Annotated in this window: 16 protein-coding genes; 5 read left to right on the forward strand and 11 right to left on the reverse strand. The window is 51.7% G+C overall.

Features of this window, described 5'->3' with window-relative positions; all coding sequences use genetic code 11:
- Positions 1 to 13: 13 nt before the first annotated feature.
- The 8 genes from ABE504_RS18930 to ABE504_RS18965 all read right to left on the reverse strand — a co-directional run bounded on the left by ABE504_RS18930 (position 14) and on the right by ABE504_RS18965 (position 8723).
- The gene (locus ABE504_RS18930) at positions 14 to 493 is read right to left on the reverse strand and encodes a DUF456 domain-containing protein (protein WP_430091549.1); all 480 of its coding nucleotides are present in this window, start codon (positions 491 to 493) and stop codon (positions 14 to 16) included.
- 29 nt (positions 494 to 522) lie between these two features.
- Positions 523 to 1263 carry a Cof-type HAD-IIB family hydrolase gene (locus tag ABE504_RS18935; RefSeq protein WP_430091551.1) on the reverse strand — a complete coding sequence of 247 codons (741 nt, stop codon included), beginning with the start codon at positions 1261 to 1263 and terminating at the stop codon, positions 523 to 525.
- Between the two features lie 38 nt (positions 1264 to 1301).
- Entirely contained in the window at positions 1302 to 3176 is a 1875-nt protein-coding gene (gene asnB, locus ABE504_RS18940) for an asparagine synthase (glutamine-hydrolyzing) (RefSeq protein ID WP_430091553.1), read from the reverse strand.
- Positions 3177 to 4061: 885 nt separating this feature from the next.
- Complete coding sequence (locus ABE504_RS18945) at positions 4062 to 6125, reverse strand: peptidoglycan D,D-transpeptidase FtsI family protein (RefSeq protein WP_430091555.1); 2064 nt, start codon at positions 6123 to 6125, stop codon at positions 4062 to 4064.
- 18 nt (positions 6126 to 6143) lie between these two features.
- Positions 6144 to 6878 (reverse strand): HAD-IA family hydrolase, encoded by a 735-nt coding sequence (locus ABE504_RS18950; protein ID WP_430091557.1) that lies wholly within the window; start codon positions 6876 to 6878, stop codon positions 6144 to 6146.
- 14 nt (positions 6879 to 6892) lie between these two features.
- Positions 6893 to 8041: a transglutaminase domain-containing protein gene (locus tag ABE504_RS18955; RefSeq protein WP_430091559.1), complete on the reverse strand. Its 1149-nt coding sequence runs from the start codon at positions 8039 to 8041 to the stop codon at positions 6893 to 6895.
- Between the two features lie 36 nt (positions 8042 to 8077).
- Complete coding sequence (locus tag ABE504_RS18960; protein ID WP_430091561.1) at positions 8078 to 8512, reverse strand: hypothetical protein; 435 nt, start codon at positions 8510 to 8512, stop codon at positions 8078 to 8080.
- Positions 8513 to 8567: 55 nt separating this feature from the next.
- On the reverse strand, positions 8568 to 8723 hold the full coding sequence (locus ABE504_RS18965) for a hypothetical protein (protein ID WP_430091563.1): 156 nt from the start codon (positions 8721 to 8723) through the stop codon (positions 8568 to 8570).
- A gap of 115 nt (positions 8724 to 8838) precedes the next feature.
- Between ABE504_RS18965 and ABE504_RS18970 the strand changes: the two genes are divergently transcribed.
- Positions 8839 to 10014, forward strand: coding sequence for an MFS transporter (locus ABE504_RS18970; RefSeq protein WP_430091565.1), 1176 nt, complete (start codon positions 8839 to 8841; stop codon positions 10012 to 10014).
- A gap of 196 nt (positions 10015 to 10210) precedes the next feature.
- Positions 10211 to 10570 carry a toprim domain-containing protein gene (locus ABE504_RS18975; RefSeq protein ID WP_430091567.1) on the forward strand — a complete coding sequence of 120 codons (360 nt, stop codon included), beginning with the start codon at positions 10211 to 10213 and terminating at the stop codon, positions 10568 to 10570.
- Positions 10571 to 10573: 3 nt separating this feature from the next.
- Here the strand turns inward: ABE504_RS18975 and ABE504_RS18980 are convergent, their stop codons facing one another.
- Both ABE504_RS18980 and cyoE read right to left on the reverse strand, forming a co-directional pair.
- Positions 10574 to 11206 (reverse strand): SCO family protein, encoded by a 633-nt coding sequence (locus ABE504_RS18980; RefSeq protein ID WP_430091569.1) that lies wholly within the window; start codon positions 11204 to 11206, stop codon positions 10574 to 10576.
- A gap of 26 nt (positions 11207 to 11232) precedes the next feature.
- On the reverse strand, positions 11233 to 12195 hold the full coding sequence (gene cyoE, locus ABE504_RS18985) for a heme o synthase (RefSeq protein WP_430091571.1): 963 nt from the start codon (positions 12193 to 12195) through the stop codon (positions 11233 to 11235).
- 484 nt (positions 12196 to 12679) lie between these two features.
- Here cyoE and ABE504_RS18990 point away from each other — a divergent pair, with 484 nt between their 5' ends.
- Both ABE504_RS18990 and gerQ read left to right on the forward strand, forming a co-directional pair.
- Positions 12680 to 13405 (forward strand): response regulator transcription factor, encoded by a 726-nt coding sequence (locus tag ABE504_RS18990; RefSeq protein ID WP_430091573.1) that lies wholly within the window; start codon positions 12680 to 12682, stop codon positions 13403 to 13405.
- 140 nt (positions 13406 to 13545) lie between these two features.
- Positions 13546 to 13992: a spore coat protein GerQ gene (gene gerQ, locus ABE504_RS18995; RefSeq protein ID WP_430091575.1), complete on the forward strand. Its 447-nt coding sequence runs from the start codon at positions 13546 to 13548 to the stop codon at positions 13990 to 13992.
- A 51-nt stretch (positions 13993 to 14043) separates the two neighbouring features.
- On the opposite strand, the gene ABE504_RS19000 is transcribed toward gerQ, so the two are convergent.
- Entirely contained in the window at positions 14044 to 14331 is a 288-nt protein-coding gene (locus ABE504_RS19000; RefSeq protein ID WP_430091577.1) for a hypothetical protein, read from the reverse strand.
- Positions 14332 to 14451: 120 nt separating this feature from the next.
- On the opposite strand from ABE504_RS19000, the gene ABE504_RS19005 reads away from it, so the two are divergent.
- Positions 14452 to 15435: a metal-dependent hydrolase gene (locus ABE504_RS19005; RefSeq protein WP_430091579.1), complete on the forward strand. Its 984-nt coding sequence runs from the start codon at positions 14452 to 14454 to the stop codon at positions 15433 to 15435.
- Positions 15436 to 15438: the final 3 nt, after the last annotated feature.

Genomic DNA, 15438 nt, shown 5'->3' on the forward strand with positions numbered 1-15438 from the left:
CGCCGCTCGCCGTTTAGAAGATCCAAATGAAGAACAGGATGATCATGACGAGCTGAAGCGCAATTTTCACGACACTGCTTGCAAAAAAACCAAGCACAGAGCCTACCCCCGACTTGATGGCCAGCTTCCAGTTCGTCCCGATAATGAGCTCGCCCAGCACAGCGCCGATGAACGGGCCCAGAATAAGGCCGAACGCCGGGATGACAAACGGCCCGATAATCAGCCCAATGGTACTGCCGATAACCGCAGCTCTCGAGCCCCCGAACTTCTTGACGCCGAGGGCACTCACAGCGTAATCCGCGACCATGATGATCACCACGATCAGCGTCTGAATGGTCCAGAACCACCAGCCGAATGGCTCAAAGCTGATCAACCAACCATAGAGGAAAAAAGCCCCATAAATCGCAAGAACACCCGGCAGCACAGGATAGATGGCACCGGCCAAGCCGACGACAAATAAAAGAATGACGAGAACCCAAGCCAAGGTCACCATTTGGGTGCCTCCTTTTGAACGTATCGTGCTTATTTCTTCAACATATACTCGCGGATCACATGGGCGACGCCGCTCTCCTCATTCGTCTTGGTGACGAAATCAGCCATCGCCTTCACCCGATCCTGCGCGTTCCCCATCGCCACACCGAGTCCTGCTTCGCGAATCATCGCCATGTCGTTCTCACTGTCGCCAACAGCGATTACTTCGGACATGGAGATCCCTAGCAGCTTGCACACCGCGGCAATCCCACTGGCTTTGCTGACGCCTTTCGGATTCATTTCGAGATTCGCCGGATGAGAGTTCGTAATTTCCGTATTATCCCAGACCGTGACGATCTCCCGAATGCGCTCCAATTTGGCTTCATTTTCCGTAAAAAAGCCGAATTTCAGCCACTTCTTTTCCCGGAAGATCAGCTCTTCTTTCTCCCGATTGAACACGCCTTCTTCCGAGTAAGCCCACCACCAGCAATCTTGCTCCAGCGCAAGCTGGTGCAGCTGCTCGACAATCGCAATATCCAGATGCGTCCGCTGCAACAGCGTATCCGGCGAGGACCAGACCTCGCTTCCGTTCACCATCACCATTGGCGAGTTCAGTCCTAGTTCCCGAACGAAAGGCAAGGCGCTGATCACGCCGCGCCCCGTTGACATCATCACGATGAAGCCTTCCTCTGTCGCCTGACGAATGGCCGCTTTATTCTCCGCGGAAATTTTCTTGTCCTCGTCCAACAGCGTTCCGTCCATATCCAGTGCAATCAATCGGTACCCGCTCAAGTGATTCCCTCCCGTTGTCATTCGGCTTGATGTGCTTGCTAGTATGCGGTAAGCACTTTCTTCGGCAGCTCTTCCATGAAGGTTTTGTGCCACAAGGCAAAAATATAAATCGTCCACAAACGGCGGGCGTAGTCCCCTTGACCACTCCGGTGCTTATGCAGCATCCGTTCCACCGCCGCTGTATCGATGTAATCCTCGATGCCGCTCGACTTGATCTGCTCCATCACCATATCGCCCATAGCGCCTTTCATCCAGTCGCGCAGCGGCACCGGGAAGCCGAGCTTCGGCCGGTTCAGGATCGGATCCGGAATAATGCCTTCCATCGCCTTACGGAAAATATATTTCGTCGTGCCGTTTGCGATGCGATATTTCGCCGGGATGCGGCGCGCCACTTCAAACAGCTCCTTATCCAGAAACGGCACACGCAGCTCGAGCGAATGTGCCATTGTCATCTTGTCCGCTTTCATCAAAATATCGCCCGGCATCCACAGATTCATATCAATGTACTGCATCCGGGACACCGGATCGAGATGCTTCGTGCGGCTGTAGTAATCGCCGGCGATTTGCACGGGATTTTTGTACGCGCGCAGCATCTCGCTGTCGAGGCGAAGCACTTCGGCTTTCATATCCTCGGTAAAAATCTTCGCGTTGCCGAGGAAGCGTTCTTCCAGCGGCGTCGTGCCCCGCAGCGCGTAGTTGCGGCCTTTGACGCCGCTTGGCAGCATGCGCGCGAAGCGATTTAGCATGCGCTTCAGCGCCGGCGGCAGCCCTTCGATTGCGCGCAGCGACTGCGGCTCACGATAGATGCGATAGCCGCCGAACAGCTCGTCCGCGCCTTCGCCGGACAGCACAACCGTCACGTGCTCGCGCGCCAGCTGCGCCACGTGGTAAAGCGCAATCGCCGAAGGATCGGCAACAGGCTCGTCCTGGTGCCAGATCGCTTTCGGCAGCGTATTGAAAAAATCATTTTGCGTAATGATTTTATCGTAATGCTCCGTGCCAAGCGTCGCTGCCGTCTGAGCAGCGATGATCGTCTCATTGTTAGGCCCTTCAAAACCGACCGAGAACGTGCGAATCGGCTCGATGTTCCGCATATGCGTCGCGATAGCGGTCGAATCGATGCCGCTCGACAGGAAGCAGCCCCGCTCCACGTCGCTGACGAGGTGATGCTTCACGGAATCTTTCAGCTTTTCGCGAATCTCCTCGACATAGTAATCGAACGGCTTGTCTACTGGCTCAAACATCGGATCCCAGTACTTATGTATCGACATATGACCGTCGAATGCGACCTTCACATAATGCGCCGGCGGCAGTTTATGAATGCCGTGGAACATCGTGTTCGGCTCCGGAACATATTGGAACGTCAAATAGTTCAGCAAACTGTCCGTTTGAATCAACCGGTTCATGCCGTCCGCCGCAAGCAAGCTCTTGATTTCAGAACCGAACAGGAACTGGCGGTCATTCACATGATAGTAAAACGGCTTAATCCCAAAATGGTCTCTCGCCCCGAACAACTGCTTCTTCTTCCGATCCCAGATCACAAAGCCGAACATCCCGCGCAAATGTTGGACACATGCTTCTCCGTACTCCTCGTATAAATGGACGATAACTTCCGTGTCGCTGTGGGTGCGGAAAACGTGCCCGCGCTCTTGAAGCATCGTTCTTAAGGTTTTGTAGTTATAAATTTCACCGTTGAAAATAATCCAGACCGACTCATCCTCGTTCGTCAGCGGCTGATGGCCTTCTTGAATATCGATAATCGACAAGCGGCGAAAGCCGAGGCCAATGCGATTCTCCGTCCAGAAGCCCTCATCGTTCGGCCCCCGGTGGACGATCACATCCGTCATTTGTCTTAGATTTGCTTCCGTTGGTTCTCTATCTTCAAAAAACATCATTCCCGCGATTCCACACATAGCCTAAAACTCACTCCTCCGTACCCTCATCAATCTTTCTCTTGGACAACCGATACATTAGTATACCATATTCAGCGGTCGTTCTGGAAATAGAATGAAGGCAGGCTCAGCAAGCGAATTATAGAAAAATGATGGAAATAAGCAGGCGTTTGACCGATGCGGACAACCGTCTCTTTTTCATGGCGCTCGACCACCTTTCCTCTGTGCACAAAAGTTGACTAAATGCAACTTTTTGGGTAAAAGAGGGCTTTCCCTCTTGCTACAGGATATGCACATAAGCAGTTGATGGTGCAGTCCTAAGAGTAAGAAGCACAAACAGAAACAATAAAGATTCCCTTGCCCCCAGCCCGAATCACGTTTCCCCGGCGCTCCTTGTTGGCCAAACCTCCTTTTAAAGACTATCCCTTTCCCTCAGGGTACTTCACTCACACGTGAGAGCGTGACGATGTACTCTTGGAATGGCCACAGATTGCGGATAACCACTCGTCTACAGAAATGACTAAAAGCCAATACCTGCAAATTGTACATTTAATTTTTTCGTTTTGGTTGGATTTCCGCCCAGAACCTGTATTTTGTACATCAAAATTTGCTTGTTTGCCAGAAAAATTGGCTTTTAGCGGCCATACAAGACTTTTTTAATGTAGTTTTTGCAGGATAATCGCGAAAATTGGCTGTTTTGTGTAGATTTGATGTACAATCTGCAGTTGCTAAGTGGTTTGGCCTCCGCTGGATAGCCTTCGGGCAGCAAATCTCATTCTCACCTGAGCTATGGGGATAGTATCCGAAGCGCTGATGCGGACACAGTTACCCGACCAACGGGGATAACTGCCGAAGCGCAGCCTGCCGAAAAGCAAAAGGAGTGGGCCGCAGCCCACTCCTTCTCATTTACCACGGCTTCTTGCCGCCGCCCATTTTGGTCAAAATACCATCGTTGGCGGCATCGTATGCCTCAAAGATTTTGGCGGCGATTGGCGAAGCGCCATAGCGGCCAAAGCCGCCCTCCGGCACGACGACCGCCACGGCCAGCTTCGGATTCTCGGCCGGTGCGAAGGCGATCAGTACCGCATTATCGACCGTACCTCCGGCAACTTGCTGGGTCGATGTCCCTGTTTTTCGCGCCACGTTATACGGCAGTTCCTCGATGCCTTCCGCGCCGCTTTTCATGCCTTTAATAATGGTATTCCAATCGGCAGCGGCGAACTCCTTTGAGACGTCCTCGACGACTTCCGGCTCGATCTTCTTCACGAGTTGACCCTGATAGTCGCGGATTTCGTCCACGAACAAGGGCTTCATCCGCTTGCCGTGGGACGCCAGCGTAGCCGCGTACTGTGCAAGCTGAAGCGTGGTCGTCTTTTCGTTCTGCCCCCATGACGCGTAGACCATAGCAGACTGATAGCTGTCTTTCTTCGCATTGGCAATGAAGTCGTTGGTTCCGGCTATTTCGCCAGGCAAGTCACTTCCTGTTTTGACCCCAATGCCAAACTTCGCCAAATACTCGGCCCATTTGGCTGTCACGTTGGCATTCTCTCGCCCGAACTTATCCCAGAATGGAATGCCGACCATTGCCGACATATACGTATTGGAGGAGTGTTCGATAGCCGTTGTAGCTGTGAGCGTTCCGTAAGCCGCTCGATCCGAGTTCGAAATTGAGCTGTTTCCGTTTTTCCCGAAGGAGAACGTACCTGTATCGTAATACTGCTGCCCTGCCGTAAAAAGTTTCTCTTTCAGCCCGATAAGCACGGACAACGGCTTAATCGTCGAACCCATGAAGACGATCGAAGATGGATGCTTGGCGTTTTCCTTTTCATCCGGATACTTCGCTTTGGCTGTTCGGATCGTACCGTTGTTAATGTACGTGAAAATTTCATTATAGATCGGCGTGGAAATGCCCCCCGTCCACACATTCGCGTCATAGTCGGGATAATTGGCCATGGTGACAACACGTCCTGTATCCACTTCCATCGCAACTGCGAAACCCGACGACGCCTTCATGCCAGGCTTTAAATATGGATTACTGGCATGAGAAGGGTCACGCAGGTATTTAATGTGATCGGCTAACATTTTCTCTGTCGTTTTCTGAATATCCTTGTTAATCGTCAGATACAAGTTATTGCCTTTAACCGGCGCCGTCACCTCCGCCCGGCCGATAATTTTCATCGCGGCATTCACTGGATATTTCTTCACACCGTTCTTCCCGCGCAGCTCATCCTGATACATTCGTTCGATTCCGTCAAAACCAACTGTCTCACTCGCCAGATATTCCTGAGCGTTTGGATCGTCTTTGTACATGTCCTTGGCTGTTTGTGTGGAAAAAACGTTCGTATACCCAATCAATTGCGTCGCAATTGTCGTTGTATTGTCATCGTCCATTGCATAGGTACGAATGCTTTCCTCCGTCACTTCCAACCATTTGAACTCATCACGGTGCTCTAGCAAATAGGCAATCTCTGTGTTAGACAAATCCGCTTTAATACGTCGCGGCACAGAATAATAGCTAGGAGCCTTAGTTGGTTCTTTGTTAATATCGTAACCAAGATCCATGGCTAGCACGATCTCTTCTGGCGAAGGGTTTTTGGCCGTCGCCTTGCCGTATTTCTGAAATACGTCGGTATACAGCTTGCGCGCAAGCCCGATCACTTCGTCTTTATCCTGCTGGTTCGGCTCGATTCGGAAGAAAAGCGATTGCACAGGAATGGTGTAGGCCAAGGGTTGTTTCGTGGAATCGTAAATATTGCCTCGAATCGGCGCAATTTTGTTGAACTGGTTCGTATTCGTATTCTCCGCTTCCTTCAATTCCTTCGCCTGCACGAACTGCAGAATCGCCAGACGCACAATCAGGACGGAAAACAGGAGAAACGTAACAAAGAAAAAAATATTGATCCGAAAGGAAAAGTGCCGTTTCTTCGTGATTTCATGTTTCTTCGGATCATCCATGATGGATGATTTCATGCTTCGTCAGATCCTTTCTTACGTAACTGCTTCGCGAACGGACGGATCGTCGAACAATTCCAGCAGGGAACCAATACCCTCTCCGTGATGATACGGATAGCGCAAGATGCGCACCGCATCAATTCCGACTTGATTCGGGGCCCAAATATCGTTCGTTTCATGATCGCCGATGTACAGCACATCATCTGCCGCGACACCTGCCTTATCCAGCGCCAATTGGAAAATCGCCGGATCCGGCTTCTCCAGCCCCACCTCGGTGGATACGATGACCATTTCAAAGTAGTCCGCAATCCCTTTATCGGCCAGAATCGCAGGCAAGGTTGGGGCAAAATTGCTCACAACGCCAATCCGGAAGCCGCGCTCCTTCAGCTTTTCCAGAAAGGGCTTTACATCGTCGAACAATTCATAGTAAGCCGGCGCCGTGTACATCTCATACAATTCATGGCAGCAGGCCCAGATTTGCTCCTCCGTCCACTCCTCATGGATGCCGAGCTTATGCAGCACGTGCTTGTATAGGTTTACCCAGAAGGCGCGATCCGACTCCGGACTGCACACCGCAAAGTTGTCTTTTTTCTCCACATAATAAAAGAGACGAAACGCCTCCGTGAAAAGTTCATGAATATGCGCTTCGTCCCGATCAATAGCCCGCAGGCCGAGATACTGCTTCAAAATCGTCTGCGCCGCTGGAATCGTCACGAGCGTATCCCCAGCGTCCAGATAAATCATTTTATAAGCTTCCAATGGCTTTCTCATGCCGATCTCCTCATCTATACATCTTGAATATGCGTCCGGTCAAAATTAGGCGGGTTAAACCAGTTCCCCCCGCTGGATACCCAAGTCGAATCGAGCGGCACCCACTTCTGCGATTGGGCGAGATACACTTCGTTCCACGCGTGCGGACCGTATCCGCCTTGCCCGTCGTAGCCAAGTCCTGTCACGACCTTGACGTCAAGACCGACGGCCCTGGCCATTTGCGCATACAGTCTGGAATAATCGATACAGACACCTTTCTTCGTATTGAACGTGTCCTCCGGCGTCTGCTCCTTCCAAATGCGCTGGTTCTCATATAGATCAACTTTGTTCCAATCGTATTGAATACGCGAACCGACCCAACTGTACAATAGCTTCGCCTTTTCTTCGTCCGTTTGGGCGTTCGCCGTAATTTCTTTGGCCGCATCCGCAATATTGCCGGAAATTTTGGCATCCAGCACTTCATACTTGCGCTGTAAAATATTCGAAAATTCCTGCTCCACCGCCCTAGTGAACACTGGGGCCTTCTCGGTGATGAATTCCCCCGTAAATGGAGAAATCACCTCGTTCGCTCCCTTTTGATACATCTGGGACGATTCGATATACGGTGTGACCAGCGAATGCGGGAACAAGGTGACATAAATAAACAAAACCGCAATGAGCATCAGCGCTCTCGCCAGTCCCGCAACGGAACCGATCAGACCGCCGGTCACAGAACTTGCGAACGATTTTCGCCGATAAGGATTAGCCTGACGCACATGCATCCAGCGCCCCAGTCCAGCGTCCACGATCACATTCAGCAATTGCTTGACCAGGAAGTATCCCAGTATGAACAACACGCCAAACCGCAGCAGCGGAAAATCCCGCAGACTTGTCACGACGGTGTAATACGCTTGCTTCAAAGAGCTGATTTCCGCTGCAGGCACCTGCAAATCCCGCGCTTTAAGCCATTCCTGGACATGCGGCGAGAGCCACTGTACACCTTGCCACGCAATCACGATGGACACCAACGCGACTGCCGCTTCCACAAGCATAAAGACGAGATGCTTCGCAGAGCCGGATGCCCCCCGGAATATCCCTTGAATCACCGAGCCCGCAATCGTTAGCACAATCAAGATGGATATAAGATTCATAGAAGTAGACGATAACCAAACATTGTCCATCATTGCGCACTCACCACCTTCTTATCCGTAGACCGGCGACTAAGACTTGGCGTTTGCTTTCGCTTTCTCGATCAGCTCGTTCACCGCTGCGTTGGCGTTCATTTTAAACGTTTTGCCTAGAAACGTCACTTGAACTTCGTCGCTGCCGGACTTTCCTTCGATCTTGAGACTTTTCGTCGTAATTTCAAAAGAGCCGTCCGGATTCGCTTTAAACTTCGCATCCTTCGCTTCCGAGGTGATCGCGCTTACCGCTTTATCCTTGACTTCGTCGCCGACTTGGGTCATGACACTTGCCCCAATATCCTGTATTTTATCCTTATAGCTGGCCCCATAAACGAGCAGAGCCGCCACAATGGCAACGACAATCACCCATTTCACAACCGTTTTCACAATTCCGACTATAATAAAAAGTACAATAATGGCACCGACGATCAAATACCAGCGATCTTGGGCAAATGCTATCCACTGATCCATGCGAATCCTCCTCTTTATCTTCCAAATTCCCTTCCTATCATACTACAGAGACTCGTTAATCTTCATCTCTTTTTTTCCGTAATCGGGCGAGCTCGCGCTGAATATCTTCCGTTCGGTCCATGCTGCCCTTCCCTTTGCGAAACGAGTGCCGCAGCCGGATCAACAAATAAATCGCAACGACGCCAAGCAAAATAATAACAATGGGATCCATAGCTCCTCCTCAACTGCTCATAGGAAATTGTGTCATTTATGGGGAAACGTCATATCCTTCGGACAAGGGGCGTACATCTAAGCATAGACAAGATTATGACCGAGGTGGTGAGACCATGCGAACAGCCATTTGGCTGTACTTATTCATGTTCGTCGCGTTCTTCGATTTGCACGCGCAGTACCCGATTCTATCTCCCTTCGCCTTATCATTGGGAGCGGCCCCTTCTTTCATTGGGCTCATTATGGGGGTATATTCGCTGACCCATTTGCCAGGCAACGTCATGGCCGGTTTTGGCGTGGATAAATACGGGAGCAAAATTTTCATTATTTTCTCCTTGATTGTAGCAGGGATTATCTTGCTATTTCAATCCAGCGTCAAAGATCCTTGGCATCTGCTCTATATCCGCTCCATATCCGGCTTCGTGCTCGCGTTTCTCTCGCCGGCCTGCCTCTCGCTGCTGGCACGCATTGCCAAGGACCGCATCCATCAAAGCAAGCTGATGGCCGGCAACGGGCTCGTGCACACGCTCGCATCTGTCGTTTCCCCGGCAGCAGGCGCCGTACTCGTCGCCAAAATTGGATTTACTACCGCCTTTTCCGTGCTCGGGTGGGTGCTGATCGCTACCGGCGTTCTCGCTATTTTTGGCGTAAGGGAGAAGGAATTGCTTCATAAAGAGCCGCTTTCGCCGGCGCCGATGGACGCGCATGGGCATGGGCATCATGCGTTCGAAGATTTTGGAGAGACCGCCTCGGGCAGCCCGGCGATCCCTTGGCTGTTCTTTATGATCCCGATGGCCTTGTCCTGCTCGCAGGGCATTCTCTTTTTCGAGCTGCCGCTGATGAAATCGGCGCGGGATTCGATCCTGACCTCCGGCGTCTTCTTCACGCTCGTCTCCCTCGGCGCGCTGCTCAGCATCTCATTCTGGTTCCTAAACCGCGTATCGCCGTTCTTGCGCACCGTGTGCGGCAGCTTCGCACTGGCCGTAATCTTTTTTGGGCTGGCGATCAACTGGCCGCTTCCGCTGACAGTCTCGCTTTTCCTGATCGGGATGGCCAAAGGCGTCATCTACCCGGCGCTTGCCGCGCTGCTCGCCAGTATCACCAGCGCCAACCGCTACGGCCGCATGTTCTCGCTGCTTTCGATTTCCTACTCAATCGGCGCTTTCATCGGCCCTATGGTGGCCGGTCAATTGCGCGGACAGATTTCCTCGTACTTTATCGCCTTTTTCGTCCTTATGCTGGCGCTGTCCCTGCTGCCGCTGCGGACGTTCAAAGCGCCGGTGACGACGTAGCGAGGTTCGGTTGTGAAAAGAATACAGACGAGCCTGCCAGCGTGCAGGCTTTTTCTTTTTCCAAGCCCATGTCGAATGGTGGCATTTCCCGGGAAATGTCTGTTCCCCTCCACCTGTTGGAACATTCGCCAAATCAGGGTATACTAACAGCATCCCCTCCAAGCATCCCATTTTCTAGAACAAGGGAGGAATCCTCATGTCAATCGCCATCATTGTCGAAGGAAAAAACGATAAAAGCCGCCTCCGGCACGTCTTGGACAGCGGCATCGATATTTGTTGCACCTTCGGAACACCAAGCTCCCTAACCCTTCATCAGCTTCAGCAAAAAGTCGGTGACCGCGACGTCTACATCTTCACTGACAACGACGCATCGGGCAAAAAAATTCGCGCCCTCCTGCGGGACACGTTTCCTGACGCGGAACATATCTATACCCGAAAAGGGTATGCCGGGGTGGAGGGCACGCCGGAAGACTACCTCATCCAGCAATTAGAAAAAGCAGGACTGGAAGCCCACATCATCTATCCTGATGCCGATTCCTATCCTGCTTATGAATGAAAGTTATTTGCCTTTCGACAGCGTCACGACGTCTTTCACAATGTGGTCGACCGTCAACTCCGGGTTGCTTGCATCGTAATAGTTGCGAAGCTGCCCCTTCGGATCGACGAGCAGAATCGCATTGGAATGCGAGAAGTTGCCGTCTTTCTCTTTAATGACCATAATGCCAAAATCCTCGGCCAGCTTCGCCACCTGCGATTCCTCGCCGCGCAGGAACGTCCAGCCGCCAGGAACCGGTTTGGATTCGAAACGGTTGCCGAACGCCTTAAGTACTTCCGGCGTATCGCGCGTCGGATCTACGGTGATCGAAAGAATCTGGGCTTTCGTGCCGAGCAAATCTTTCTTTTTCAACTCATCCTGTACCTGGGATAATATGTAGCTCGTCGGCAAGCACACATCCGGGCAGAACGAGTAGAAGAAGTAGACGAGCTGTACTTTTCCGTTCATGTCCTGCGACGTGACGGGTTTGCCGTCGAGATCTTTAAGATTGAACGACGGCGCGGCCTTCATGGCGGTAAGCCGTTCATCCGGTTTGCCGCCATTCGAGAGCAATTTATAAGCAAATGAAGCAATCATTGCCACCAGAATAACGCCGATGGCCAGCTTGAACCAGTTTTTTCCCAGAAAAGTCCCCATGTCCTGCCTCTTCCCCCACGCTTAGCTTATAGTTTGACTGTGTCCACGACCATCAATACGGACAAGAGCGTCAAATACAAGAGGGAGAACAAGAACATCCGCTTCGCCCACATCACTTCCGCTTCGCCAGTGGCCTGGAAGCCTTTCACGCTCATGAACACCCACATTAATCCCAAAATCGTTGAAACCACCAAGAAAATGTATCCGACATAGCCAAACGCCGTCAGCATGACCGTAACCGGCACGAGCAGCACAACGTAACGTATCATGCTCATTTTCGTCACATGCGTACCTTTCACAACCGGCAGCAGCGGGAAGCCTGCGTTACGGTACTCCTCCATGCGGCGTATGCCGAGCGCCCAGAAATGCGGCGGCTGCCACAAAAACAGGAACAAGAACAGAAGAATCGCACCGGGATCCACCGTACCGCTAACGGCGCAATAACCGATCACCGGCGGCGTCGCACCGGAGAAAGCGCCGACGAACGTGCTCCACACCGATGTGCGTTTGAACCACGCCGTATACAGCCATACATACAAGAACAAGCCGAGCAATCCGATCAAGCAGGCCAGCGGTGAACTCGCCCCGAAATACAGCACCGCAAGTCCGATCAAGCCAAGCACGATGCCATACCACAGCACCACATTCGGAGAAATGCGGCCGCTCGGCAGCAAACGCTTCTGCGTGCGTTCCATCTTCGCATCCATTTCCCGATCCAGGTAGTTGTTAAGCACGGTGCCGCCCGCCATCACGAGCGCGGTGCCCAGCATCGTCATAATCAAGTGAATCCAGTCTACATCCCACTGTGCTGCGACCCAGTAACCGGCAAAAGCCGTCATCAGGTTCGAGTAAATAATGCCCGGCTTCACCAGCCGATAAAAATCTTTCAATGTTACAGGCTCCGCCGCCTGCCTATGCGCAGCTTCTATAGAATCCGCCCCGGCTGTCTCGCGGCTCGAAAGATTCTCATAAACAGCTTGATTGTCCATCTTGAATAAACCTCCTCTATGTCGAAATTCCGAATGACGTATGAATTGAACATTCCCATCATACCAACCCCTACATCTTTTGACAATGAAGCAATCGCGTTTGTCATCAGATTGTCGATTCTCATACGACGACTTTTTGAACTACCTCTCCCAGTATGCGTGGAAAAGGCTTCTTCCATTCGTTACCATTTCGGAATTCAAAAAAAGAGAAAGAGCCGCCATGCTTGTGCGCAAGCATCTCTTGGTATGATTTTCTGGGACTTGGTACATCCTAACACAAGAAGCTGGCCCGCTTGACCTGCAGCTGCAGACGTCAAGTACCGCCCAGCTTTTTTTCATGAGAGATGGCCTAATCGGCCGACGTCTAATTAAGTAAAACTGGACGGCACAAATTGGATAATGATAACATTGGTAGTGATAGGATCGATTATGGCGAACGGCATATCGAGCACCTGGCCTTTTATCACAAAGGAGAGGAACGTTTATGTCAAAAATATTAATAATTGAAGACGACTTCAGCATCGGCGAAATGATGTCCATATATTTGTATGAAGACGGCTACGAAGTCAAGCGCGCAGAGAACGGCGGAGAAGGCGAACGTTTACTGCAGCAGTTTCAGCCGGATGCGATGATTCTGGATGTGATGCTGCCGGACATTGACGGCATTCAACTCTGCTCCCACATTCGACGGACCTCGAACATCCCGATACTGATGATCTCCGCCAAGAGCGAGGTTTCCGATCGCGTGCGCGGGCTGCAGACCGGCGCGGACGATTATCTCTGCAAGCCGTTTTCCATGCGGGAGCTTTCCGCCCGCGTGCAGGCGCTGCTGCGCAGATCTCACAGCTTCGCATCCGCCGCCTCCGAACTATCGGCCGCTTCAACCGTTCCCGCCCGTGCGCAGATGCAGCCTGACCCGCCAATGAAAATTACGCTGGACATCGAGAAGCGCTGCCTGATCGTTCATGGCAAAGTCGTGGAAACGACCTTTTCCGAGTTTGAAATTATGAAGCTGTTCTGGCAAAATCAAGGCAAGGTGTACAGCCGGGAAGAACTTCTCAACCGCGTCCGCGGCTTTGACAGTTATGTAACCGAACGAGCGATCGACGTACATATCGCCAATCTTCGCAAGAAAATCGAAACCGATCCCAAAGAACCGAAGCATATCAAAACGGTATGGGGCGTCGGGTACAAATTTCTACTGTCTTAAGCTCCCGCGAGGGAGCCTTTTTTTATTCCCAAAATCCGTCACCAATTAGGCATCCGCACAATATGATGATATGGAAATTCCCCAACCACGACGATTACAAAAAGCTTTCGTGCGCAAAGCTCAAGGAGGACATTTTGGAAATGTTAAACAACCCTTACAAAATCGGCAACCAAGCCAACCCGCAACTCGGTTACACGTATCCGTCTTACCCTGTTCCAACGGCAGTTACGAATAAAATGGTGCCCATGACACCAGCCGGCTCGACGCTTTCCCCGACCGGAATCCCGCTGCAAACCGGTGTCAACGTGCCTGCCGCTCCGCTGGAAGAATCCTATATCGAGAACATTCTTCGTCTGAACTTGGGGAAAATGGCGACGATCTACATGACCTACGAGAATAACTCGGAGTGGAATGCCAAAATTTTCAAAGGCAAACTCGAAGCTGCGGGCCGCGACCATATCATCATCTCGGATCCGGTAACCGGCATGCGCTTTCTCTTACTTATGGTGAACCTCGACTACATCACGTTCGACGAGCCTTTGAACTATGCCTACCCGTTTGCCGGCGGCACAGGCCCAGGAAGATAAGAAGACCGACACCAAACCGCGGTTCCACTTGGAACTGCGGTTTATTTGCGTTTAAATGCCGGTAAAATGCCACATATGCAGCTTGGCCAGCCCGCCTCGCACCCATTGCTCCCAGTCCGCTTCCCCTGTTCCGCTTTCCGCAGCCCGCTGCCTCTCTTCCTTCATCCTTCCATACTCTTCGAACGTGACTCCATCCCAAATCTCGACAAAAAGTCCCCGCTGATCTGTCCCTTCCATCACCTGCAAACGCCCTTCCCGCGCTTGCCACCCCCGCATATAGATGAGATATGTCTCCAGGTATTCGGCATTTATGGCATACTCTACAAAAACTTTAGACATTTTTAGATCTCCTTCCGATTTATTTTTCAGGTAAAAATGGTAAACTAAAGGAAGAAAGCAATCGATCTTCATCCTCGACTCAAGACAAAATTCGGACAGCGTAACTAGGAGGATACCCCTTTGGATACTGGCACTCATCTTGTCATCGGCTTAGGCTTAGCAGGACTCTCCCATATCGATCCCGCCGTTTCAGCCGATACAGCGACGGCAACCGCCGTCTTCATCGGCACCGTAGTCGGATCGCAGATTCCCGATGTGGACGGGCTGTTGCGGTTTAAAGGGAACGCCGTCTACATTCGCAACCACCGCGGGCGCTCGCACTCCTTGCCGGCCCTGCCGCTGTGGACACTGCTCATCACGGGCGCGCTGGCGCTCTTCTTCCACGGCATCCCGCTCCTTCATCTTGCGATGTGGGTCGGACTCGCCGTATGCTTCCATGTATTTACCGACTGTTTTAATACTTATGGCACGCAAGCGGTCAGACCGTTTACGGAAAAGTGGATTTCGTGGAACATTATCCACATCTTCGATCCGTTTATTTTCACCAGCCATCTCGCGGCGATCTTCATGTGGTCGTTTAAAATCGCGAGCCCGGCCTTGATCTTCCCGACGCTGTATGCGCTCATCGCCCTCTATTATATATGGCGGACACTGGATCATTTTATTATCGAAAAAGGCTTGTACCGCAAAGATCCGACGTACCAACCAGGCGACAAGTACACCCTTATTGTAACATTCAATCTGTATGTCTGGAACGTGGTCAAGCGCCGCGCGAACGGTACGTACCAATTAGGCGAATTGAAAAATGGCAAGCTCAAGTGGCTGGACACCGTGACCAGCGCAGAGCATCCGGCTGTCGAGGCCTCCAAGCAGCATGAAGACATTCAAGCGCTGCTGTACTTCTCCTCCTTTGCCGCTGCCGAGGTCAAGACGCATCGGTGGGGCTACGAAGTTCGCTGGGCGGATGTTCGCTACCGCCACCGTAAACAGTATCCATTCGTCGGTGTGCTGCTCATGGACCATAATTACGAGGTGCTGGACTCCTACGTCGGCTGGGTGAACGATTCCAAGCTTGGCAAGAAGCTGCGCGTGGATCTCTACTAAAAA

Source organism: Paenibacillus oryzisoli (assembly GCF_050467285.1).
GTDB classification, from domain to species: Bacteria; Bacillota; Bacilli; order Paenibacillales; family NBRC-103111; genus Paenibacillus_E; species Paenibacillus_E oryzisoli_A.